The 20,098-nt window shown below is 66.1% G+C and carries 24 protein-coding genes and 1 tRNA gene; 18 read left to right on the top strand and 7 right to left on the bottom strand.

Annotation, left to right across the window (positions count from 1 at the left end; genetic code table 11):
- Positions 1–9: 9 nt before the first annotated feature.
- On the bottom strand, positions 10–828 hold the full coding sequence (locus IP68_RS03160) for a universal stress protein (protein ID WP_054133502.1): 819 nt from the start codon (positions 826–828) through the stop codon (positions 10–12).
- Between the two features lie 170 nt (positions 829–998).
- Between IP68_RS03160 and IP68_RS03155 the strand changes: the two genes are divergently transcribed.
- From IP68_RS03155 to IP68_RS03125, 7 genes are all read left to right on the top strand, one after another.
- A complete protein-coding gene (locus tag IP68_RS03155) occupies positions 999–1,706 on the top strand; it encodes a CoA transferase subunit A (protein ID WP_054133501.1) in 708 nt (235 codons plus the stop codon).
- A 146-nt stretch (positions 1,707–1,852) separates the two neighbouring features.
- Positions 1,853–2,695, top strand: a complete 843-nt coding sequence (locus tag IP68_RS03150; protein WP_231683648.1) for an HAD family acid phosphatase — start codon at positions 1,853–1,855, stop codon at positions 2,693–2,695.
- The gene (locus tag IP68_RS03145; RefSeq protein WP_197275705.1) at positions 2,692–3,144 is read left to right on the top strand and encodes a hypothetical protein; all 453 of its coding nucleotides are present in this window, start codon (positions 2,692–2,694) and stop codon (positions 3,142–3,144) included. The genes IP68_RS03150 and IP68_RS03145 overlap by 4 nt, the downstream gene beginning before the upstream one ends.
- Before the next feature lie 3 nt (positions 3,145–3,147).
- Positions 3,148–3,783, top strand: a complete 636-nt coding sequence (locus tag IP68_RS03140; protein ID WP_054133500.1) for a 3-oxoacid CoA-transferase subunit B — start codon at positions 3,148–3,150, stop codon at positions 3,781–3,783.
- A gap of 8 nt (positions 3,784–3,791) precedes the next feature.
- On the top strand, positions 3,792–4,694 hold the full coding sequence (locus tag IP68_RS03135; RefSeq protein WP_054133681.1) for an alpha/beta hydrolase: 903 nt from the start codon (positions 3,792–3,794) through the stop codon (positions 4,692–4,694).
- 2 nt (positions 4,695–4,696) lie between these two features.
- Positions 4,697–5,386 (top strand): glutathione S-transferase family protein, encoded by a 690-nt coding sequence (locus IP68_RS03130; protein ID WP_054133499.1) that lies wholly within the window; start codon positions 4,697–4,699, stop codon positions 5,384–5,386.
- Between the two features lie 90 nt (positions 5,387–5,476).
- Positions 5,477–6,226: a hypothetical protein gene (locus IP68_RS03125; RefSeq protein ID WP_054133498.1), complete on the top strand. Its 750-nt coding sequence runs from the start codon at positions 5,477–5,479 to the stop codon at positions 6,224–6,226.
- Between the two features lie 10 nt (positions 6,227–6,236).
- On the opposite strand, the gene IP68_RS03120 is transcribed toward IP68_RS03125, so the two are convergent.
- Positions 6,237–6,623, bottom strand: coding sequence for a hypothetical protein (locus tag IP68_RS03120; protein WP_054133497.1), 387 nt, complete (start codon positions 6,621–6,623; stop codon positions 6,237–6,239).
- A 273-nt stretch (positions 6,624–6,896) separates the two neighbouring features.
- Here IP68_RS03120 and IP68_RS03115 point away from each other — a divergent pair, with 273 nt between their 5' ends.
- Together IP68_RS03115 and IP68_RS03110 are read left to right on the top strand one after the other, a co-directional pair.
- Positions 6,897–8,198 (top strand): serine hydrolase, encoded by a 1,302-nt coding sequence (locus IP68_RS03115; protein ID WP_054133496.1) that lies wholly within the window; start codon positions 6,897–6,899, stop codon positions 8,196–8,198.
- 45 nt (positions 8,199–8,243) lie between these two features.
- The gene (locus IP68_RS03110) at positions 8,244–8,879 is read left to right on the top strand and encodes a glutathione S-transferase family protein (protein WP_054133495.1); all 636 of its coding nucleotides are present in this window, start codon (positions 8,244–8,246) and stop codon (positions 8,877–8,879) included.
- A gap of 7 nt (positions 8,880–8,886) precedes the next feature.
- On the opposite strand, the gene IP68_RS03105 is transcribed toward IP68_RS03110, so the two are convergent.
- Genes IP68_RS03105 through IP68_RS03085 form a run of 5 tightly spaced genes read right to left on the bottom strand, consistent with a single transcriptional unit; the run spans position 8,887 to position 13,117 of the window.
- Complete coding sequence (locus tag IP68_RS03105; RefSeq protein WP_054133494.1) at positions 8,887–9,828, bottom strand: biotin-dependent carboxyltransferase family protein; 942 nt, start codon at positions 9,826–9,828, stop codon at positions 8,887–8,889.
- A complete protein-coding gene (locus tag IP68_RS03100) occupies positions 9,825–10,484 on the bottom strand; it encodes an allophanate hydrolase subunit 1 (protein ID WP_054133493.1) in 660 nt (219 codons plus the stop codon). Before IP68_RS03100 ends, IP68_RS03105 begins: the two co-directional genes overlap by 4 nt.
- Positions 10,456–11,247 carry a LamB/YcsF family protein gene (locus IP68_RS03095; protein ID WP_082382078.1) on the bottom strand — a complete coding sequence of 264 codons (792 nt, stop codon included), beginning with the start codon at positions 11,245–11,247 and terminating at the stop codon, positions 10,456–10,458. Before IP68_RS03095 ends, IP68_RS03100 begins: the two co-directional genes overlap by 29 nt.
- Entirely contained in the window at positions 11,244–12,473 is a 1,230-nt protein-coding gene (locus tag IP68_RS03090) for an Nramp family divalent metal transporter (protein ID WP_197275704.1), read from the bottom strand. The genes IP68_RS03095 and IP68_RS03090 overlap by 4 nt, the downstream gene beginning before the upstream one ends.
- Positions 12,470–13,117, bottom strand: coding sequence for a 2OG-Fe(II) oxygenase (locus IP68_RS03085; RefSeq protein WP_082382101.1), 648 nt, complete (start codon positions 13,115–13,117; stop codon positions 12,470–12,472). Before IP68_RS03085 ends, IP68_RS03090 begins: the two co-directional genes overlap by 4 nt.
- 113 nt (positions 13,118–13,230) lie before the next feature.
- Here IP68_RS03085 and gspI point away from each other — a divergent pair, with 113 nt between their 5' ends.
- From gspI to IP68_RS03045, 9 genes are all read left to right on the top strand, one after another.
- Positions 13,231–13,608 carry a type II secretion system minor pseudopilin GspI gene (gene gspI, locus IP68_RS03080; protein ID WP_054133491.1) on the top strand — a complete coding sequence of 126 codons (378 nt, stop codon included), beginning with the start codon at positions 13,231–13,233 and terminating at the stop codon, positions 13,606–13,608.
- The gene (gspJ, locus tag IP68_RS03075; RefSeq protein ID WP_054133490.1) at positions 13,605–14,258 is read left to right on the top strand and encodes a type II secretion system minor pseudopilin GspJ; all 654 of its coding nucleotides are present in this window, start codon (positions 13,605–13,607) and stop codon (positions 14,256–14,258) included. The genes gspI and gspJ overlap by 4 nt, the downstream gene beginning before the upstream one ends.
- On the top strand, positions 14,255–15,247 hold the full coding sequence (gene gspK, locus IP68_RS03070) for a type II secretion system minor pseudopilin GspK (RefSeq protein WP_054133489.1): 993 nt from the start codon (positions 14,255–14,257) through the stop codon (positions 15,245–15,247). Before gspJ ends, gspK begins: the two co-directional genes overlap by 4 nt.
- A 158-nt stretch (positions 15,248–15,405) precedes the next feature.
- Positions 15,406–15,482: transfer RNA gene (locus IP68_RS03065), tRNA-His, on the top strand.
- A gap of 64 nt (positions 15,483–15,546) precedes the next feature.
- Positions 15,547–16,614 (top strand): Glu/Leu/Phe/Val dehydrogenase dimerization domain-containing protein, encoded by a 1,068-nt coding sequence (locus IP68_RS03060; RefSeq protein WP_054133679.1) that lies wholly within the window; start codon positions 15,547–15,549, stop codon positions 16,612–16,614.
- A 169-nt stretch (positions 16,615–16,783) separates the two neighbouring features.
- Entirely contained in the window at positions 16,784–17,515 is a 732-nt protein-coding gene (ccmC, locus tag IP68_RS03055; protein WP_054133488.1) for a heme ABC transporter permease CcmC, read from the top strand.
- Positions 17,512–17,640, top strand: coding sequence for a hypothetical protein (locus IP68_RS20720; protein ID WP_255352523.1), 129 nt, complete (start codon positions 17,512–17,514; stop codon positions 17,638–17,640). The genes ccmC and IP68_RS20720 overlap by 4 nt, the downstream gene beginning before the upstream one ends.
- Before the next feature lie 13 nt (positions 17,641–17,653).
- Positions 17,654–18,106 carry a cytochrome c maturation protein CcmE gene (gene ccmE, locus IP68_RS03050; protein WP_054133487.1) on the top strand — a complete coding sequence of 151 codons (453 nt, stop codon included), beginning with the start codon at positions 17,654–17,656 and terminating at the stop codon, positions 18,104–18,106.
- A complete protein-coding gene (locus IP68_RS03045) occupies positions 18,103–20,085 on the top strand; it encodes a heme lyase CcmF/NrfE family subunit (RefSeq protein ID WP_054133486.1) in 1,983 nt (660 codons plus the stop codon). The genes ccmE and IP68_RS03045 overlap by 4 nt, the downstream gene beginning before the upstream one ends.
- Positions 20,086–20,098: the final 13 nt, after the last annotated feature.

The raw sequence follows: 20,098 nt of genomic DNA, 5'->3' as shown, positions 1-20,098 counted from the left end.
GGCTGGCGCTCAGTGCGCCAGCAGCAGCGGGATGTTTGAATCCCTGAGGAAATAGCGCGTCACGCCGCCCAGCAGCACCTCGCGCAGCCGGCTATGGCCGAACGCGCCCATCACCAGCAGGTCCGCGCCGATCTCGGCCGCGACATTCTCGATCACTTCCTCGATCGCGAGCAGTCCGCGCTCGCGCTCGATCAGCTCGCTACGCACTCCGTGGCGCGAGAGATATTCGCTGGCCTCGGTGGAGGGGAAGCCGCCCGCCTTTTTGGGCTCGACCACCGACACCAGATGCACCGATTGGGCCTGTTGCAGCATCGGCAGCGCCTGTTTCAGCGCATTCGCCGCCTCATGGCTGCCATCCCACGCTACCAGGATATTGCCCCCGGTGTTGAACGATTTGGCATCGGTCGGCACCGCGAGCACCGGGCAGCGGGTTTCCACCGCCACATCGGCAATCGCCAGCAGCGGATGCGGACGGACGTTGCGGCCGGTGTTTTCCAGCGAAAGCACGATGACATCGGCCAGGCGCGAGGCGCTGATCACCGCCTGGGTGACATCGCCATCATAGGCCGTCCAGTCCCAGGGCATTCCCTCCACTTTCATCCGCGCTTCGACCAGCGTGCGCAGCTTGTCCTCATCGGCGCGCAGCTGTTCCAGCATGCTGGCAGGCACATAGCTGCCGCCCATCGGGTCCATCACGATGAAGCCGGACAACGGCGTCGCCTGAAGGAAGGTGATATGTCCCGACTGGCTTCGGGCAAGGTCCAGCGCCACCTGAAACCGGGATTCGAATGCGGCGCCGCCATCGGCGTAAAGCAGGATCGATTTCATAGTGCCTTCTCCTTGGTGTTCATGAACTGAGCTTGGGAGGGCCAGGCACAACTTGCATTGATTCAAATCAAGCGGCGGCTGGAAAAAGAGGCTTTGTGTCGCTAGGGCACCCGCAGGGGAGCGAATCATTCCTTCGCCCACGTCATCATACTCCTGGGAGACACCTCGCCATGCAGAAAATCTATCCCGATGCCGCATCCGCTCTGGAAGGTCTGCTGTTTGACGGGATGCACATCTGTGCGGGCGGCTTTGGCCTGAGCGGGATTCCGGAGCGGCTGATCGACGCGATCCGCGATGCCGGCACCAGGGACCTCACCATCGCCTCGAACAATGCCGGGATCGATGGCGAGGGGCTGGGCAAGCTGCTGCGCACCCGCCAGGTCAAGAAGATGATTTCGAGCTATGTCGGCGAGAACAAGGAATTCGAGCGCCAGTATCTGGCAGGCGAGCTAGAGGTGGAATTCTGCCCGCAGGGCACGCTTGCCGAACGCTGCCGGGCAGGGGGCGCAGGCATTCCCGGCTTCTACACCAAGACCGGCGTCGGCACCCAGGTGGCCGAAGGCAAGGAGCACAAGGATTTCGACGGCCAGACCTATATTCTGGAACGCGGCATCTACGCCGATCTGTGCATCATCAAGGGCTGGAAGGCCGACAAGGCGGGGAACCTGATCTTCCGCAAGACCGCCCGCAATTTCAATCAGCCGATGGCGACCGCGGGCAAGGTCTGCGTCGCGGAAGTCGAGGAAATCGTCGAGACCGGCAGCCTCGATCCCGACTGCATCCACGTCCCTGGAATCTACATCAAGCGCCTGATCTGCGGTGCGCCGTACGACAAGAAGATCGAGTTCCGGACGGTGCGCGAACGGACCGCAGCGTGATGATCGCCGCTTTTCTCCCCTACCGCTTGCGGGAGGGGTGGCCGAAGGCCGGGATGGGCCTGCGCTACCGGTCGGGCTCCATGCCCACCCCGGTTCAGCAAGCTGAACCTGCCCCTCCCGCAAGCGGTAGGGGAAAGGGGATTGTAGTGGCCGCTGCTTTGGCCCTGTCTGCCTGTTCGACAGTGCAGAGCGAACCTATTGCATCCGCAGCGCCTGCGCCCGCCGCGGCACCGTCCGTGCCGATGGGCCAGCAGTGGCTCTATGGATCGGCTGAGGGCGCGATTGCGACCCGGCAGACCTTTGGCGCGCTGACCAGCTACGCGACCGCCAAGGCAAGAACGCGCCCAGCCGACAGCGTGATCATCGACGATGCGACCGGCAAGCCGGTGCCCTGCGGCACCAAGCCACTCGCTGCGGTGTTCGATGCCGACGAGACATTGATCTGGAACATCGGCCCGATGCGCTGGTTCGCGCTGCGCGGCGCCGAGTTCGACGCCAAGACCTGGGACCAGTGGGAAAAGACCGGCACCGGCAAGGCTGTGGCGATGCCGGGCGCGATCGAGGCGATGGCCGCGCTGCGTGCCGCCGGAATCACGCCGATCGCCAACACCAACCGGTCCGCCGCCAACGCAGCAGGCAGCGAACAAACGCTGGCCGCTGCCGGCCTTGGCGATTTCAGGCACGGCGAAACCCTGTTCCTGATGGGCGACGATGCGGGCGGATCGAGCAAGGACATGCGCCGCGCGACCATCGCCTCGCGCTGGTGCGTTGTCGCGATGGCGGGTGATCAGCTTGGCGATTTCCGCAACCTGTTCAACAAGCCCGAACTGCCGCCGCTGCAGCGCCGCGCGCTGGCGACCGCCGCGCCTTACGATGCGCTTTGGGGCAATGGCTGGTTCCTGTTCGCCAATCCGGTCTACGGCCCGTCGATCCGCGGCGGCTTCGATGATATATTCCCGGCTGAAACGCACTGGGAGCCGCAGCAGTGACCAGCCTGCAGCAGGGCAATATCTGGTTAATCGTCGGCGGATCGCTGAGCGTTGCTGCCGCACTGCTGCATCTGGCATGCATCATAGGCGGACCTGATTGGTATCGCTTCTTCGGCGCGGGCGAAGGTATCGCCCGTGCTGCGGCGCGGGGCAGCTGGGTTCCCGTGATCATGACGCTCGGCATCGCGACCGTGCTCGCAATCTGGGCGGCCTATGCGTTTTCAGGCGCGGGACTGATCGCCCGGCTGCCGTTGCTGCGCACCGGGCTGGTCGTGATCAGCGCCATTTATCTTTTACGCGGATTGGTGCTGTTTTTCCCGTCCGCCTTTCAACGTCCGGACCTGTCGGAAACCTTTCTCCGGTGGTCGTCCGCAATCGTCCTCGTCTTCGGGCTGGTGTATGCCATCGGTACCTGGCGAGCCTGGAACAGCTTGAGTGGAGAAGCCTAGACTATGCCCTGGACCCGTGACGATATGGCGGCGCGCGCCGCGAAGGAATTGAAGGACGGCTATTATGTCAATCTCGGCATCGGCATTCCGACCTTGGTCGCCAACCATGTGCCCGAGGGCATGGAGGTCACGCTGCAATCGGAGAACGGCATGCTCGGAATCGGCCCGTTCCCGCTGGAGGGCGACGAGGATGCCGATCTGATCAACGCGGGCAAGCAGACCATCAGCGAGCTGCCTTCGTCGAGCTATTTCAGCTCGTCGGACAGCTTTGCCATGATCCGCGGCGGGCACATCGACCTCACCGTGCTGGGCGCGATGGAGATCGCCGAAAATGGCGACATCGCCAACTGGATGATCCCGGGCAAGATGATCAAGGGCATGGGCGGCGCAATGGATCTGGTCGCGGGCGTCAAGAAGATCATCGTGGTGATGGAGCACACCTCCAAGAACGGCGACCCCAAGTTCATCCCGTCGTGCACGCTGCCGCTGACCGGCAAGAACGTGGTCGACATGATCATCACCGACCTGTGCGTGTTCCAGCGCCCCGACCACGACAGCCCGTTCAAGCTGATCGAACTGGCACCCGGCGTGACGGCCGAGGATGTCGCGGCCAGGACGACCGCACACTACGTCTCTTGAGCCAGCGCATGAAGCGTAGCACCAAGCTGGGTCTGGGCGGGCTGGTTGCGGTTCTGGGCGGGATGGGGCTTTATGCTGCCACCGCCTCGCCGCCGCTGCTGCTGAGCCATCTCGATGCTGCGACCGGCGGGGGCAAGGGTGCCGCGCTGGTGGCCGAGGCCGTGCCGTTCGGCGATCAGGGCCAGACGCTCGATGTCTGGCGCGCAGCCGACGCCGCCGATGGTGACAGGCGGCCGGTTCTGATCTTCTGGCATGGCGGCGGATGGGTGAAGGGGGCGCGGCAGGATTATGCCTTTGCCGGACGCGCTTTCGCCAGGCAGGGTTTCGTCGTGGTCGTCCCCGATTACCGCAAGGTGCCGCAGGTTCGCTTCCCCGCATTTATCGAGGATGCCGCCGATGCGGTCGCCTGGACCCGCGACAATATCGGTCGTTATGGCGGTGACCCCGACGCGATCGGCTTTTCCGGGCATTCGGCAGGCGCGCACACTGCAGTGCTGTTGGCGCTCGATCCGCGCTGGTTGAAAGCCGCAGGCGTCGATCCCGGCATCGTCAAGGCGGTGGTGGGCTTGAGCGGTGCGTATGATTTCTACCCCTTCACCACTAAGCGCTCGATCGATGCGATGTCGGCCTATCCCGATCCGCAGGCGACCCAGCCGATCACCTTTGCCCGCGCCGATGCGCCGCCGATGCTGCTGATCACCAGCAGCGAGGACACCACCGTGCGCCCGCGCAACGCGATCAACCTCACCGCCCGGCTCAAGCAGCAAGGTGCGGTGGCGCAGATGGTCAATTATCAGGGGCTCGACCACGAAGAGGTGGTGATGGCCCTGTCCAAGCCGTTCCGCTCCAAGGGGCCGGTGCTCGGCGACAGCACCGCGTTCCTCAACCGCCATCTCAAGCCTGCGGAGTAACCATGGCCTACACCCTGTTCACCGCGAACCGCAATTATTCGAGCTGGTCGCTGCGCCCCTGGCTGCTGATGCGCGGGCTCGGGATCGCTTTCGAAGACCGGCTGGTGCCCTTTGCCGGGCCCGACAATTCGGCCGAGTTCCGCAGCTTCGCGCCCAATGGCAAGGTGCCGTGCCTGCACGATGGCGATATCGTCGTGTGGGATTCGCTGGCGATCGTGGAATATCTCGCCGAGCGCCATCCTGGCGTGTGGCCCGCCGACACCGCGGCGCGCGCCTGGGCACGCTCGGCAGCCGCGGAAATGCACTCGGGCTTTTCGCCTTTGCGCAACATCTGCCCGATGAGCGTGGGGGTGCGTGCCGATCTGATCGCGATACCCCCGGCGCTGCAGGCGGATATAGAGCGGATCGGCGAATTGTTCGCGCAAGGGCTCGACCGCTTTGGCGGACCCTGGCTGGCCGGCGCCGAGTTCAGCGCGGTCGATGCGTTCTTTGCGCCGGTCGCCTTCCGGGTGCGCAGCTTCGGTCTGGATATCGGCGACAAAGGCAGGGCGTGGGTGGGGCGGATTCTGAGCCACCCTGCGATGGTCGACTGGGAGGCAGCCGCCCTGGCCGAAACCTGGCGCGACCCGGCACATGAGGACGAAATCGCCGCAGTTGCCGCCGTGACTGCGGATTATCGCGCGGCGCCATAGTCCTGATGACGTATAGCGTAATGCAACAAGCCATTGCGCTTGCATCGGCATCGTAGCAGACTGCCCCTTCATCCGGGGGGATCACACAGCATGGCGCAGTTTGCAGGGGCGGGTCCGAGCAAGGCCGAGCGCGAGCATCGTTTCTTTCTGGCGATGGCAGCGACGATCCTGACGCTGACCGTGATCGGGTTCGCGCCCAGTTACTATCTGCGCGCGTTCATCGCGCCCCCGCATCCGATGGAACCGCTCAATCCGCTGGTGCATCTGCATGGGGTGGTGTTCAGCGCGTGGGTGATGCTGTTCATGGTCCAGGCCGGGCTGATCTCGGCGGGCAAGCGGCACATTCACCGCCAGCTCGGACTTCTCGGCATGCTGCTGGTGGCGATCATGATCCCGCTGGCGATCGCCGTGGGCATTGCCGGTATAGACAGGCCGCTGACCGCGCCTCCCGGGATCGATCCGCTGTCATGGGCCGCGCTGCCCCTGCTCGATGTCCCGGTGTTCGGCGGGCTGATCATCGCCGCGCTGGCGATGCGGCACCGCAGCGATGTCCACAAACGGTTGATGCTGGTGGCGATGATCGACATGGTCCAGCCCTCCGCGGGCCGGTTGATCGGCATGTCCGGCGTGCCCGGAGAGGCCGTCGGGCCGCTCTCCGGGCTGGTGGTGGTGCTGCTGCTGATCGTGCTGATCGTACGGGACTGGCTGGTAACCCGGCGCTTTCACCCTGCAGCGATCATCGGATCGGCGATTGTCGTGGTGCGCATCGTGCTCACCCCGGTGATCTGGTCGACGGCGGCCTGGATGGACTTTGCCCGCTGGCTATCCGGCGCGGGTTAGGCGCGCGCGGTCAATCCGCGCGCTTGCCGTTCCAGACATTGCCCACGATATACTCATAATCGCAATAGGACCAGATGCCCGTCCAGCCCGAGCCCGCGCTGTTGAGCTCGAAGCGGATGCGGCCCCAATGGCGGCTGCCCATCCTGGCTGTATCGCAGGTATAGTCCGACGCGGATTCGACCCAGAAGCCGCTGATCACGCCGTTTGCGATGCTGCCGGTGATGCGGCCGTCATCGGTGTCATATGTCCCGCTGACCTCGCCCTGCTTGCCCTCGATCATTCGCACGCTGCCGAAATCGGTGGTCCATGTGCCGGTGAGCGGCTTTTGCGGCGCGGCAGCCTGCACGAGGGCTGCGGTGCTCAGCAGCGCAAGCGCTGCCAGGGTCTTGGTGGTCATCGGCATGCACGCTCTCCTCATCCAGATCCTGTCCACAAGCGGCAGGCTCCCTGCCCGATTAGCAGGCGCTGCTTGCAGCTCTGTGACGCGCTGCACACGGGTGCCTCGATCGGGCTGGGCAGGGCGGCGAACCGGTGATCCGGCCAGCACCGGCGACAGGCCGAATCCGGCATGGCTTGCTCTTAAGCATTTTACAGGGCAAAACATGCATATTGGCTAAGACAAGGCGGGTAACGCATTGCAGCCGGGGCGCAATTTCTGTTCGGAGACACCATGAAGCACTGGCTGCGCAGTCCTGTCGTCTGGGCCGCCAGCGGTCTTGCTGCCGCAGGCTTGCTGGTGGGGCTGAGCGTATCGCGCGGTGGCGGGGTGGTGCCGGGAACGCCGGCGATTGCCGCGCAGGCGAGCCAGCTATTGCCCGACACCCCCGAACGCTGGCAGGGCAAGGTCGATTACGCCGCGTTCGATGCGCGGATCAACCGGCTGATGCGCGATCCCGAGATGGTCGGGCTGTCGGTGGCGACGGTCGAGAACGGCAGGCTGGCCTTTGTCCGCGGCTATGGCTTTGCCGATCGCGAGGCCGGGCTTGCCGTCACCCCGCAGACGGTGTTCCGCTGGGCTTCGGTCTCCAAGGGTGTCGCAGGCACGCTGGCGTACAAGCTGGCCGAAGAGGGCAGGCTCAGCCTTTCTGCGCCGCTGGCCTCGTTCGGCACCAGCCTGAAGCTTTCGGGCGGGGCGGAGAACCGGCTGGCGATCCCGGATCTGCTCGCCCACCGGCTGGGGCTGTCGCGCAACGCGTATGACGGCAAGCTGGAATCGGGCGACCCTGCGCCGATGCTGCGCAATATGCTTTCCACCGTACCGCAGCAGTGCCTGCCGGGCGACTGCCACAGCTATCAGAACGTCGCTTATGATGCGTTCAGCGAGATCGTCGGCAACGCGACCAGGATGCCTTACGAAATGGCGGCCCAGCAGCAGCTGTTCGCGCCGCTGGGCATGACCAGCGCAGGGCTGGGGATGGCGAACCTTACCGGCGCGAAAAGCTGGGCGCGGCCCTATCGGCGCGGCAGCGTCCAGGTGCTGTCCGATGCCTATTTCCGCGTCCCCGCCGCCGCCGGTGTCAGCTCGAACATCATTGATCTGGCGCGCTGGATGCAGGCGCAGATGGGGCAGGCGCCGCAGGTTGTCTCTGCAGGGGTGCGTGCCGAAATCCACCGTCCGCGCGTCGCGACCTATCGCGGCGGCCGCAGCGGACCGGATTCGCTGATCATCAGCCACGGCTATGGCCAGGGTTGGCGCAGCCATATCTATGATGGCCATTATCTTGTCGGCCATGGCGGCGCGGTCAACGGCTATCGTGCTGCGATGTGGTTCGATCCCGAAACCCAGAACGGCATCGTGATGCTGTGGAACAGCGGATCGACCCGCCCCTTCCGGCTGCCGTACGAGTTCTTCGATTCGGTCTACGGCCGTCCGTTCAGCGACTGGATGGACATCGACAAGGATCCCAGGTTTCTCGATCCCGGCATCGTGCCTGGCGCACCGGGGGCCGACCAGACCATCCTTGCCGACTAACCCGAAAAGCCTTCCCCAAAACAGAACAGACCGGAGAGACATGCCATGAGCATCGTGCTGCATCACCTCGAATATTCGCGTTCCACCCGCATCATCTGGCTGCTGGAGGAGCTGGGAACGCCCTATGAGATGGTCCGCCACCAGCGCGATCCCCAGACCTTCCGCGCGCCGCCCGCGCTCAAGGACGTCCACCCGCTGTCCAAGGCGCCGACAGTGATCATCGACGGCCATTGCATGGTCGAATCGGGCGCGATCATCGAATATCTCATCGAGCGCTATGGCAGCGACACGCTGGCGCCCGCCAACGCCAAAGATCGCCCCGCCTATCTCGAATGGCTGCACTTTGCCGAGGGTACCATGTCGAGCCCGATCATCTTCACCGCGCTTGCCCCGCGCTTTGGCGGGCTGGGCCCGATGCTGGGCGGTTTTCTGGGGGCTGAGGTCGTCAAGCTGCTCGACCATGTCGAGGCGGCGGTGACGGGGCACGAGTTCCTGGTCGGCGACCGGCTGAGCGGTGCGGACATCCACATGGCCTATCTGCTCGAGGTCGCCTCTGCCAGCAAGCTGCTCGAAAATCGCCCTGCGCTGGCCGCCTATCTGCAGCGGCTGCGTGATCGCCCCGCTTATGCAAAGTCGATCGAACTCGGTGGCCCGATGATCTTCGCCGCGATGGGCGGCTGAGAGGAGCCTAGCCCAGCGCCAGGCCGGGAAGCCACTCGGCCCAGAGGCCCAGCTTCTCGGCATGAATCTGCTCGGCCTGGTCGCCCTGAACAGGCACCAGCAGCATCGTCGCATTGGGGGCGAGCTGGCCGATCAGGTGCCGGTCGGCGCGGATGACCTGGCCGATGCGCGGATAGCCGCCGGTGGTCTGGCCTTCGCAGCCGATCAGATAGGGCATGCCGTCGGGCGGGCACTGGATGATGCCGGGGAACACCGCGCCGCTGCGGATCGGCGCTGCGGAATTGAGATCGATCGCGGTGCCCTGCAGCTTCAGCCCCATGCGGCTGGAGCGCGACGACACCCGCCAGCGCTTGCGCGAAAGCGCCGCCATGCCCAGCGCCAGCCGGTCCGATTCGGGCCCGCCGACGATGCGCAGCACAAAGCCGTGGCCGAAGAACGGCTGAAGCTCTGCCGGGGTGGTGATCTTGTCGGGCGCCGCGTCGCCGTCTTCCAGCGCGATGACATCACCATCGGCCAGTGCGCGGCCATCGAGCCCGCCGAACCCGGCTGCGATCAGCGTCGATTGCGAACCCAGCACCGGCGCGACCGCGATGCCCGCCGAGACCGCCAGATAGGTGCGGCACCCCGCCCAGACCCGGCCGATGCTGATCGTGTCTCCGGCGGCCAGATGCAGCGTCTCGTGCTGCTCGGCATCCTCGCCGTTGATCGCGACCTGGCACGGCGCGCCGGTCACTGCGACCGCCATGGCGCGCTCGGCGCGGAACTCGGCAGGGCCCAGCGTGACTTCGATCGCTGCCGCCTCGAGCGGCTTGCCCACCAGCCGGTTGGCGAGCGCGAGGCTGAGCACGTCTGCTGCGCCTCCCGATGGCACGGCAAGCTTGCGCAAGCCCCGGAAGGGCGCGGCCTGGATGCTCGACTGGATGCCGGCCTTGATCACGGTGAGACTCATGCGGGCTCTCCCGTCAGGCGCGAGAGGGTGGGGCCGTCGACGCGCTCGAAGCGCACCTTTTGCCCGGGGGTCAGCAACGCGGGCGATGCGGCTTGCGGATCGAACAGCGTTTCGGCGATGCGGCCGATGATCGGCCAGCCTCCGGGCCCGGCGTGCGGATACAGTCCGCAGATCTGTCCGAGCAGGCCAACCGACCCTCGCGCAACATGCGCGCGCGGATCGGACAGGCGCGGAATCTCGGGGATATGCGCATCGCACACCAGATAGCCAAAGCCCGGCTGGAACCCCAGCATGGCCACGCGCCAATCCTGCGCGGCGTGCCAATGCGGCAGGACATCTGTGGCGATCCCGAGCAGTTCGGCGACGATCTCCGCATCATGCGCCCACACCGCGTCGTAGCAGATGTGCAGCGTGACCGGGGGCAGGGTGCCCTCTGCCGGATCTGCGTCCGCTTGGGCCACCAGCGCTTCGGCAACCGCGCGCGCCGTCTCGAGCGATCTTTCCGCCGGGTTCCAGCTCAGCGAGAGGCTGTCGAGCCCCGGGACCACATCTTCCCAGCCTTGACCCTGTGCCGCCTGTGCCAGCCCTGCCACCTGATCCGGGCCAAGCGATCGGATCATCAACCAGTCATCGGCGCAGTAGATCGGCAGGGTCATCGGGCGGCTCTCCGGGTGCTTTTATGCTTATGCCCTTGCTTGCCATCACCTCGGCGATCCGCAAAGCGGTTTGTTCCGATCCGGGACTGTCGGAATGAAGGCACAGGCTTTGCGCCATAACATGGATCAGGCTGCCGTCATCGGCGGTGAGCGGCTGGCCGGTGGCGATGGCGAGCGCCTGCGCGGCACGGGCATCATCGCCCGCGATCAGCGCACCGGGACGGCTGCGTGGCACCAGGCGGCGCGTGGGCGTGTAACCGCGATCGACGAACCCTTCGGCGATGAACCGCGCCCCGGCCTTCGCCGCCGCACTCTCGAACGCGCCATGCGCCAGGCCGACCAGGGCGAGCCGGGGAAAGGCCCGGTGCAGCGCGTCAGCCACCGCCTCGGCCATCTCCACGCGGTCGGCCAGATCGTTGTAGAGCATGCCGTGCGGCTTGATATGGGTGAGCGCAACGCCAAGGTCTGCCGCGACACGGGCAAGCTCGGTAACCTGCGCGATCAGCGAGTCGATCAGCGCGGGCAGCGGCATATCCAGCGATGTCCGGCCAAAGCCTGCGCGATCCGGATAGGAGGGGTGCGCCCCCGCCGCAACGCCCGCATCGCGCGCCGCGCGCAGCATCCGCGCCATGCTGCCGGCGTCTCCGGCATGCCCGCCGCATGCGATGTTGCAGCTCGAGATATGCGCCATCAGCGCGATGTCGCGCGCCTCTGCGAGCGGGTCTTCGCCCAGATCGGCGTTGATGTCGATTTGCGCGGTCATGGCCACACGCCCGCCGCGCGCAAAATCAGCCGCAGCCCCAGCAGGGTGCACACAAGCACCACGGAGCCCCCCGCCAGATTGGCCAACGGCCCGTTGGCAAAGCTGCCCAGGCTCTGACGCCGCGAAGCGACCCAGAGCAGGAACACGGCGAGGATCGGCAGCAACAGGCCGTTGGCGGACTGCGCGATCAGGATCAATTCGACCGGGTTGACCGCCAGCACCGCGAACGCGGTGCCGATCGCAATCACCGCCAGCGCGGTACGCTTGAAGATGCGGGTGCGCCGTTCCGGGTCGCTGCTGCCACCCATCATCTCGGCGAGCACATAGCCGGTGGCGAGCGGCGCGGTGAGCGCCGAGCTGAAGCCTGCGCCCACCAGGCCCAGCGCGAAGACGATGCGCGCGGGACTGCCGAACAACGCCTCCAGCCGCAGCGCGACCTCGTCCAGCGGCCCGGCCCCGGCGGAGGGCAGCGCGCTGGTCGCAGCGCCCATGATCACGATCGCCATCGACAACAGCCCGCCCAAGGTTACCGATACCGCGGTGTCGAGGCTTGCAGCGGCGATGCCCTGGCGGTCGGCGCTGAACTGGCCGCGCACCGATGCGGCGTGCAGGAACAGGTTGTACGGCACCACCGTGGTGCCGATCAGCGCGATCGCGGTGAACAGACTGTCGGCAGGCAGGGCCGGCAGCAGACCACGCGCCGCCGAAGACAAGTCGACATCGATCACCAGCAGGCCGCCGATGAACGCCAGCGACATTGCCAGCACGAGCGCGATCAGCAGCTTTTCAAGCCAGGCAGGCTTTCCGGCGATCACCAGCGCCGCCGCCAGCCCGCCCACCGCCAGCGCGCGCAGGGGCGGCGCGAGCGTGGCATCGCCCAGGCCCAGCAGCGCGAGGCCCAGCCCCGTGCCGCTGATGTTGCCCGCCTGATAGGCCGAATTGCCGATGCCCAGCGCCGCGAAGATCAGCGCCGCCATTGCCCAGCGCACCGGCAGGCTGGATGCCGCCGCCAGAATCGCCTCGGCAAGCCCCTGGCCGGTGACGATCGCGACTCGCGCCGCCATGTTCTGCAGGATGATCGTGGCGACAGTCGCGAACATCAGGGCCCAGAGCAGCGCGTAGCCAAAACCGATCCCCGCGCTCGCGCAGGCGGTGACCGTTCCGGGGCCGATGAACGCTGCGGTGACCAGCATCGCTGGCCCGGGGCGATAGGTTCCGAGGCTCACCAGCCCCAGCTTTTTTCACGGTACCATTTGGTGATCACGTACTTGGTCCCCTCGCGCACCTTCATGCCATGATGGATGGTCGCGGGGTTGAGCGATCCATCGGGCCTGCGGTTGTTCCACGCGACCAGCTTGCCGGTTTCGGGCTGGATCGACTTGCCGATGGTCTTGAACCGGGTCGCGCCGCCTGCAACCGGCTCGTTGAGATAGATCATGAAGGTCCAGGTGCGCTGACCCGCAACGCTGGTGTAGCGCTTGTAATCCTGCCCGCCGGGTTCGAAATAATCGGTGTGCGCCTTGAACTCCTGCCCGACATCATAGCGCTGGCCCTGCATCGTCTCGCCGAACTGCCGGTCGATTCCGGACAGCGTGCTCAATTTTTCATCGAGCGCGATCACCTCGGGATCCTCGGCGCTGAGGTCGCAGGTTTCGGACGTGCGGAAATAATGGTCGCCATTGGGATCGGCGATGGTCGAGGGGCGGCGGTCGATATCGATCTTCGCGACGAACCGCGCGCACTCCTCCGCCGTCAGGAAATTGCGCAGGATGAACAGTTCGAGCCGCGGCGTCGGCACCCGCTGGATGCCGGGCACCTTCATCAGGGCGGCGATGTTACACTGGTTGCTGGCGGTGCTGGTTTCGCTCATCGGTCCGATCCACGCGCGGCTCATGTCCGCCCGCCGATTAGCCCGCATTTCCACGCCAGTTCAACCCCGCAAACGGCTGGCGTGCCGGGGCATTGACGGTTAAATGAGCGGCCATGCCCCTTCGCCACCGTCCCTCCGCCGGATCAGCCGGTTTCAGCCTGCTGGAAATGCTGGTGGCGCTGGCGGTGTTCTCGATCGCCGCGCTCGCGCTGATCAAGCTGCAGGGGGCGAGCTTGATGCAGACCGCCGAGCTCGACAGCCGGTTGTACAGCGAGGTGGTGGTGCGCAACCTCGCGGTCGAGGCGCTGACCGATCCCAACCCGCCCTCGCTTGGCGATTCGCAAGGCGCAACGACCAATGCGGGGCGCAGCTTCACCTGGCGGCGCACCACCAGCGCGCTGGATGGCGGCGAGATGCTCAAGGTCGATCTGGCAGTGAAGCAGGCGGCGGGACCCGAGGTGACGCTGACAGTGCTGAGACCGGTGTTGTGAGCGACGTGCACCCCATTCCTGCATTCGTCACCGTTCGCGGGAATGACGGGGAGGGGCGCGGGCAAGGGGAGCGCGGCTTCACCCTGGTCGAAATGATGGTCGCGTTGTTCATCTTCGGAATGATCGCCAGCGCTTCCGTTTTCCTGCTGCGCCAGAGCGTCGAGGCCGAGGCGCGCAGCGCGGTGCGGCTCGAGGAGATGGGCGATCTGCGCCGCTTCTCCGCGATCCTGGCGCAGGACATGACGCTGATGCTGCCGCGCCCGTCGCGCGATGCGGTGGGAAGCGACAGGGTTGCGCTGATGAGCGGAGATGGCCTGCTGCTCGGCTTCACCCGCCAGGTGCCGCAGATCGATCCGCAACCCGGAGCCTCGAGCCTGCAGCGGGTCGAATGGGCGCTGGTCGACGGCCGCCTGACTCGCGCGACCGCGCCCAAGGCCGATGGCGCGGCGACATCGGCCCCGGTGCCGATCCTGGAGGGGATCGAATCGGTGCAGATGCGCTTTCGCGACCGGCTTGGCGTGTGGCAACCCGACTGGCGCCCGCAGCGGACCGACGAACTTCCGATCGCGATCGAGCTCACCCTGGCGCAGGCGGGCAACCCCGGGGCACCGCTGGTGATGCAGTTCCTGGTCGCCGGGGGCGGCGGATGAGCGCGCCGGGCAAGCCATCCGAGCGCGGCATTGCGCTGCTCAGTGTGCTGCTGCTGGTTGCCGTGATGGCGATCGTGACCACGCTGATCCTCGACCGCGTCAACCTTGCGGTCAGGCTGGCGGGCAACGCCGGTGCTGCCGACCGCGCGCGGTTTGCGGCGCTGGGCGCCGAAGGCCTGGCTGCGCGCGAGATCAAGCGGCGGCTCGACCAGAGCCCTGCGCGCACCGTCAATGTCGGCGGCTGGCTGGGTGCGCCAATGGTGCTTCCCGTCGATGACGGCTCGGGGGCAACCGTCACCGCGACGGTGCGCGATGGCGGGAATTGTTTCAATCTGAACTCGGTGGTGGCGGGCCAGCCCGGGGACTTCGCCGCGCGGCCGGTCGGCATCGGCCAGTTCGCCGGTCTGATGACCGCGCTCGGCGTGCCCGCGCAGGATTCAGCAGCGCTTGCCGATGCGCTGGCCGACTGGATCGACACCGATTCCGTGCCGCTGCCCGCCGGCGCCGAGGACCAGTTTTACATGCAGGGCGAGGCACCCTTTCGCACTGCGGGCCAGCTGCTCGGCGACAAGGGCGAAGTGCAGGCGCTGCGCGGCATGACACCGCAGCTTTATGCCCGGCTGGAGCCCTGGATCTGCGCGCTGCCCGATGCGATTCTCTCGCCGATCAACGTCAACACGTTGCTGCCCGAGCAGGCTCCGCTGATCATGATGCTCGCCCCCGGCCAGATCCCGCTGGAGCGCGCGCGCCGGCTGATCGAGCAGCGCCCGCCGCTGGGCTATGCCCGGATCGCCGACTTCTGGCGGCCGCTGGCGCTGCAATCGCAGACCTTCGGGCCCGAAATCGAATCGCAGCCGCAGATCGTCAGCCGCTGGTTCGAGCTCGATCTGGTGATCGCGCAGGGCGAGAGTCGCTGGCGGCAGACCAGCCTGCTCGACGCGCAACTGACGCCCGCGCGCATCATCGCACGGCGGATCGGCGAGCCGTAAGCGCCCGCCTAATTTAATTACAGCATTACGACAGATTTCCGCATTTTCCCTTGCATTGGGCCCATGCTTTGTAAGATAGCGAGCCGCGCCAATCGTTGCTTGACGATTGTCCCCACGCGCTCCTAAGGAGCGCCTCCGCGTGGCGTGTGCAGTGTGTGGCGACCGTAGCTCAGTTGGTTAGAGCGCCGGTTTGTGGTACCGGAGGTCGGGGGTTCGAGACCCCTCGGTCGCCCCATCTGCCCTTGATATCGAGGCTCTTCGGCCCCCGCCGCGTCATGACCAGCCGGGGGAGTGCGCGCGTGCAAAGCTATTGGGATCTGCCTGACTTCGACGAGCATGAGGCCGTGCAGTATGTGCACGACCGCGCCTCGGGTCTTTCGGCGATCATCGCCATCCACTCGACCAAGCTTGGCCCCGCAGGCGGCGGCACGCGCTTCTGGCATTATGCCGACAAGGGCCGCGCGATCACCGATGCGCTGCGCCTCTCGCGCGGCATGAGCTACAAGAACGCCATGGCCGGCCTGCCGATGGGCGGCGGCAAGGCCGTGATCCTCGCCGATGCCGACAGCCGCAAGACCCCCGAAATGCTCGCAGCCTTTGGCAATGCGATCGAGGCCCTGGGCGGGCGTTATGTCACCGCCGAGGATATCGGCATGTCGGACTCCGACATGGTCGCGATCTCCAAGCGCACCCGCTTCGTCTCGGGCCTGCCGGTGCAGCAGGAAGGTTCCGCAGGCGGCGATCCCGGCCCGTTCACAGCCAATGGCATCTTCCAGGGCGTCAAGGCGGCGGTGCAGTTCAAGCTGGGCACCGACCGCCTCAAGGGCGTGCGTATCGCGGTGCAGGGCACCGGCAGCGTCGGCGGCGGGCTTGCCCGGCTGCTGGCGGCAGAGGGCGCCGATCTGACGCTCGCTGATGTCAACGCCGACCGCGCGCAGGCGCTGGCCGACGAACTGGGCGCGACGACCGTCTCTGCCGACCGCATCATGCAGGTCGAGGCCGATGTGTTCAGCCCCAACGCGCTGGGCGCGATCCTCGATTCGGAGAGCATCGAGAAGCTCAACGTCAAGATCGTCGCGGGCGGCGCGAACAACCAGCTCGCGCGGCCGCACCACGCCGACATGCTGGTCGACCGCGACATCCTCTATGCGCCCGACTATGTGATCAACGCAGGCGGCATCATCTCGGTCGCGCTCGAATATTTCGCACAGGCCGAAGGCCGCACCGCACAGGTCGAGGATGTGCTCGCCCGACTGACGGGGATCCCCCAGCGGCTCACCGGCATCTGGCAGGAAAGCCGTTCGACCGGCCAGTCGCCCGCCGCAGTGGCGGATGCGATGGCGCAGAAGCTGATCGGGCGGGGTTGAAGATAAATTCTCCCCTCCCGCATGCGGGAGGGGAGAGTTGCAATTGCATGCTCTCGGCCGTCAGTTGGCCAGCCCCCACGCAAATTCCCTTGAGGCTGTGCCAGCATCGTGGCAACAAGGGACGACGCCGATATGCCTCGGCGCAAGGAAGCTGACGCAACGCTCGCTCATGCACGGTTTTGCCAATCCTACGCGATTTCTGTCGATTGCCCGTCCGCTGACCCCGGCGTTGATGGTGACCGGCCTGATCATGGTCGCAATCGCCCTGTTTCTCGGACTGTTCAACGCCCCTGCCGACCGGCTGATGGGCGAGACGGTGCGCATTCTCTACATTCACGTTCCGGCCGCGTGGCTGGGCATGGCGGGCTGGACCAGCATCGCCATCGCCAGCCTGGTCGAGCTTGTCTGGCGGCACCCGCTGGCCGGAATCGCCGCGCGCGCCTCGGCGCTGCCCGGCGCGTTCTTCTGCGCCTTGTGCCTTGCCACCGGATCGATCTGGGCCAGGCCCACCTGGGGCACCTGGTGGGTGTGGGACGGCCGGCTGACATCGATGCTGGTGCTGCTGTTCCTGTATCTCGGCTACATGGCGCTCGCCGATGCCAGCCAGAAGGATGCCGCGGCCGGGCGGAACGGCACCGGACGGGTCGCTGCGATCTTCGGGCTGATCGGAGCGATCAACGTGCCCATCATCAACCGCTCGGTGGTTTGGTGGAACAGCCTGCACCAGCCGGCCAGTATCACCATGGGCAAGTCGGCGATCGACCCTGCGTTCCTGTGGCCCCTGGGCATGGCGGTGATCGGCTTCTCGCTGATCTTCGGCGCGATCGTGCTGATGCGGATGCGCACCCTGCTGGCGGATATCCGGATAGAGGCGCGGATGCGCAGGCTGGCTGCGGCATGACCCAGTGGACCTATGTCATCATGACCTATGCGCTGGGCATCGGCGGGACCATCGGTCTGATCGGCTATTGCTGGATCGCCCTGAAGCGCGCAGAAGCGCGGCTTGATGCGCTCAAGCGCAAGTGAACCGGACAAATCCATGAAAGCCAAACACCAGCGTCTCGTCCTGATCTGCATCGCCTTTGTCGGCCTGCTGGCGGCGGGGCTGATCGCGGCCTATGCGCTGCGCGATCAGGCGAGCTATTTCTACACCCCGGGCGACATTGCCGAAAAGGGTGTCGAGCCTGGCCAGGCGATTCGGCTGGGCGGCATGGTGCAGCGCGGGTCGATCAAGACCCAGGCGGACGGCGTGACCATCGATTTCATCGTCGAGGACGGCAAGGGCACGGTCCCGGTGCGCTTTACCGGTATCACCCCCGACCTGTTCGTCGAGGGATCTGGCGTGGTTGCCGAGGGCCGGATGGACAAGGCGGGGTTCTTCGTCGCCGACAACCTGCTCGCCAAGCATGACGAAAACTACGTGCCGCGCGAAATGCGCGACATGACCAAGGCCGATGTCCAAAAGGTCGCAGGTACGGTGCAGCAGCCATGATCGCAGAAATCGCGCTTGCCATGCTGTGGCTCGCCGCAGCGCTCGCGGTACTGCAGCTTGGCCTTGGCAGCTATGCGCTGACCGCGCGCGGTGCGGAGTTCCTGCGCGCGATCCGCCCGATCGCGGTGGTGCAGGGCGTGCTGGTCGCGATTGCCTTCGCGCTGCTGATCGTTCTGTTCCTGCGCACCGACCTGTCGGTCAAATTGGTCGCGGCGAACAGCCATTCGCTCAAGCCCATCATCTACAAGGTCGCCGGCGCGTGGGGCAATCACGAAGGCTCAATGCTGCTGTGGGTGACCGTGATGGGCATGGCGGGCGGTTTCGTTGCGCTGCTCGAGCGGCGGCTGAACGAGCGCACGATGGTCGCGACGCTGGCCGGCCAGGCGTTCGTCAGCCTGGGCTTCTATGCCTTCATGCTGTTTTCCTCCAACCCCTTCGAGCGATTGAACCCCGCGCCGGTGGAGGGCAACGGCCTCAACCCGCTGCTGCAGGACCCCGGTCTCGCCTTCCATCCGCCGACGCTCTATATCGGCTATGTCGGGCTTTCGATCGCGTTCTCGTTCGCGGTCGGCGCGCTGATCACCCGCGATGTCGGCCCCGCCTTTGCCCGCGCGATGCGCCCCTGGGTGATGGGCGCGTGGATTTTCCTCACGCTCGGCATCACCGCGGGATCGTGGTGGGCCTATTACGAACTCGGCTGGGGCGGCTGGTGGTTCTGGGATCCGGTCGAGAACGCCTCGCTGATGCCTTGGCTCGCCGCAACCGCCTTGCTGCATTCGGTGAGCGTGCTGGCGACGCGCAACGCGCTTAAGGCATGGACGGTGATGCTCGCGGTGGTCGCGTTCTCGATGTCGATGGTCGGCACCTTCCTGGTGCGTTCGGGGATTTTGACCAGCGTGCATGCGTTTGCGGTCGATCCGGAACGCGGCAGCTTCATCCTCGCGTTGCTCGCGATCTATATCGGCGGCGCGCTCGCTTTGTTCGGGCTGCGCGCATCGACCGTCACCGAAGGCGCGCGCTTCCATCTGTTCAGCCGCGAAGGCGCGCTGGTGATGAACAACGTGCTGCTGGTCGGCGTGCTGGGCATTGTCCTGATGGGGACGCTCTATCCCTTAGTAACCGAGGCGTTCGACACCAAGGTCTCGGTCGGCCCGCCCTATTTCAATCCGGTGAGCGCGATCTTCGTGTTCCCGATGCTGATCATCATGGCGGCAGGCCCGCTGATGCGCTGGCGCTCGGACAATGGCCGCAAGCTCACCAGCCTGATGGCGGTGCCTGCGCTCGTGGCCGCAGCCACGCTGGCGCTGGTCGTGGTGTTCGGCGGCGATATCGGCGTGCTGCCCCTGCTCGGCCTCGTGTTTGCAGCAGGTCTGGCGGTCGCCAGCGTGCTGCCCTTGTGGAAGCGCAACCTGCGCCGCACGCCGGCGCATATCTACGGCATGGTCATCGCGCATCTGGGGATCGCGGTTGCGCTCGCCGGAATGGCATCCGAAAGCGCGTTCAACACCGAAAAGCTGGTGGCGAGCGAATTCGGCCAGAGCCACAAGGTCGGCCCCTGGACGATCGAGATGCAGGGTGTTCGCCCGATCGCCGGCGCCAACTGGACCGCGCTCGAGGCGCGGCTGGTCGCGCGCTATGGCGACAGCAACGTGCAGACCGTGCTCAATCCGCAATCGCGCATGTTCGCATCGCCGCCGACCGCGACCAACGAGGCCGCCTTGCTGACCCGCTGGAACGGCCAGTTGTACGTCGTGCTGGGCGAAGAGGGTGAGGATGGCCGCTGGCAGCTTCGCCTGTGGTGGAAGCCTTTCGTGCCGCTGATCTGGTATGGCGGGTTGATGATCGGGCTGGGCGGCATTCTCGCGCTGGTCGGGCGCACCTCGCGCGACCTGCGCCGCAAGGACCAGCCCGAGTACGAGCCGATCGCCGCGCCTGCTCCGGGCACGCCCGCTGCCGGGGGCAAGGAAGCGCTGGCATGAGCCTTCTGATCGC

This window comes from Blastomonas sp. AAP25, from assembly GCF_001295965.1.
In the GTDB taxonomy this organism is placed as follows: Bacteria; Pseudomonadota; Alphaproteobacteria; order Sphingomonadales; family Sphingomonadaceae; genus Blastomonas; species Blastomonas fulva.
Note: the sequence above shows the minus strand (reverse complement) of the source record. Positions and strands in the feature narration are given on the sequence as shown.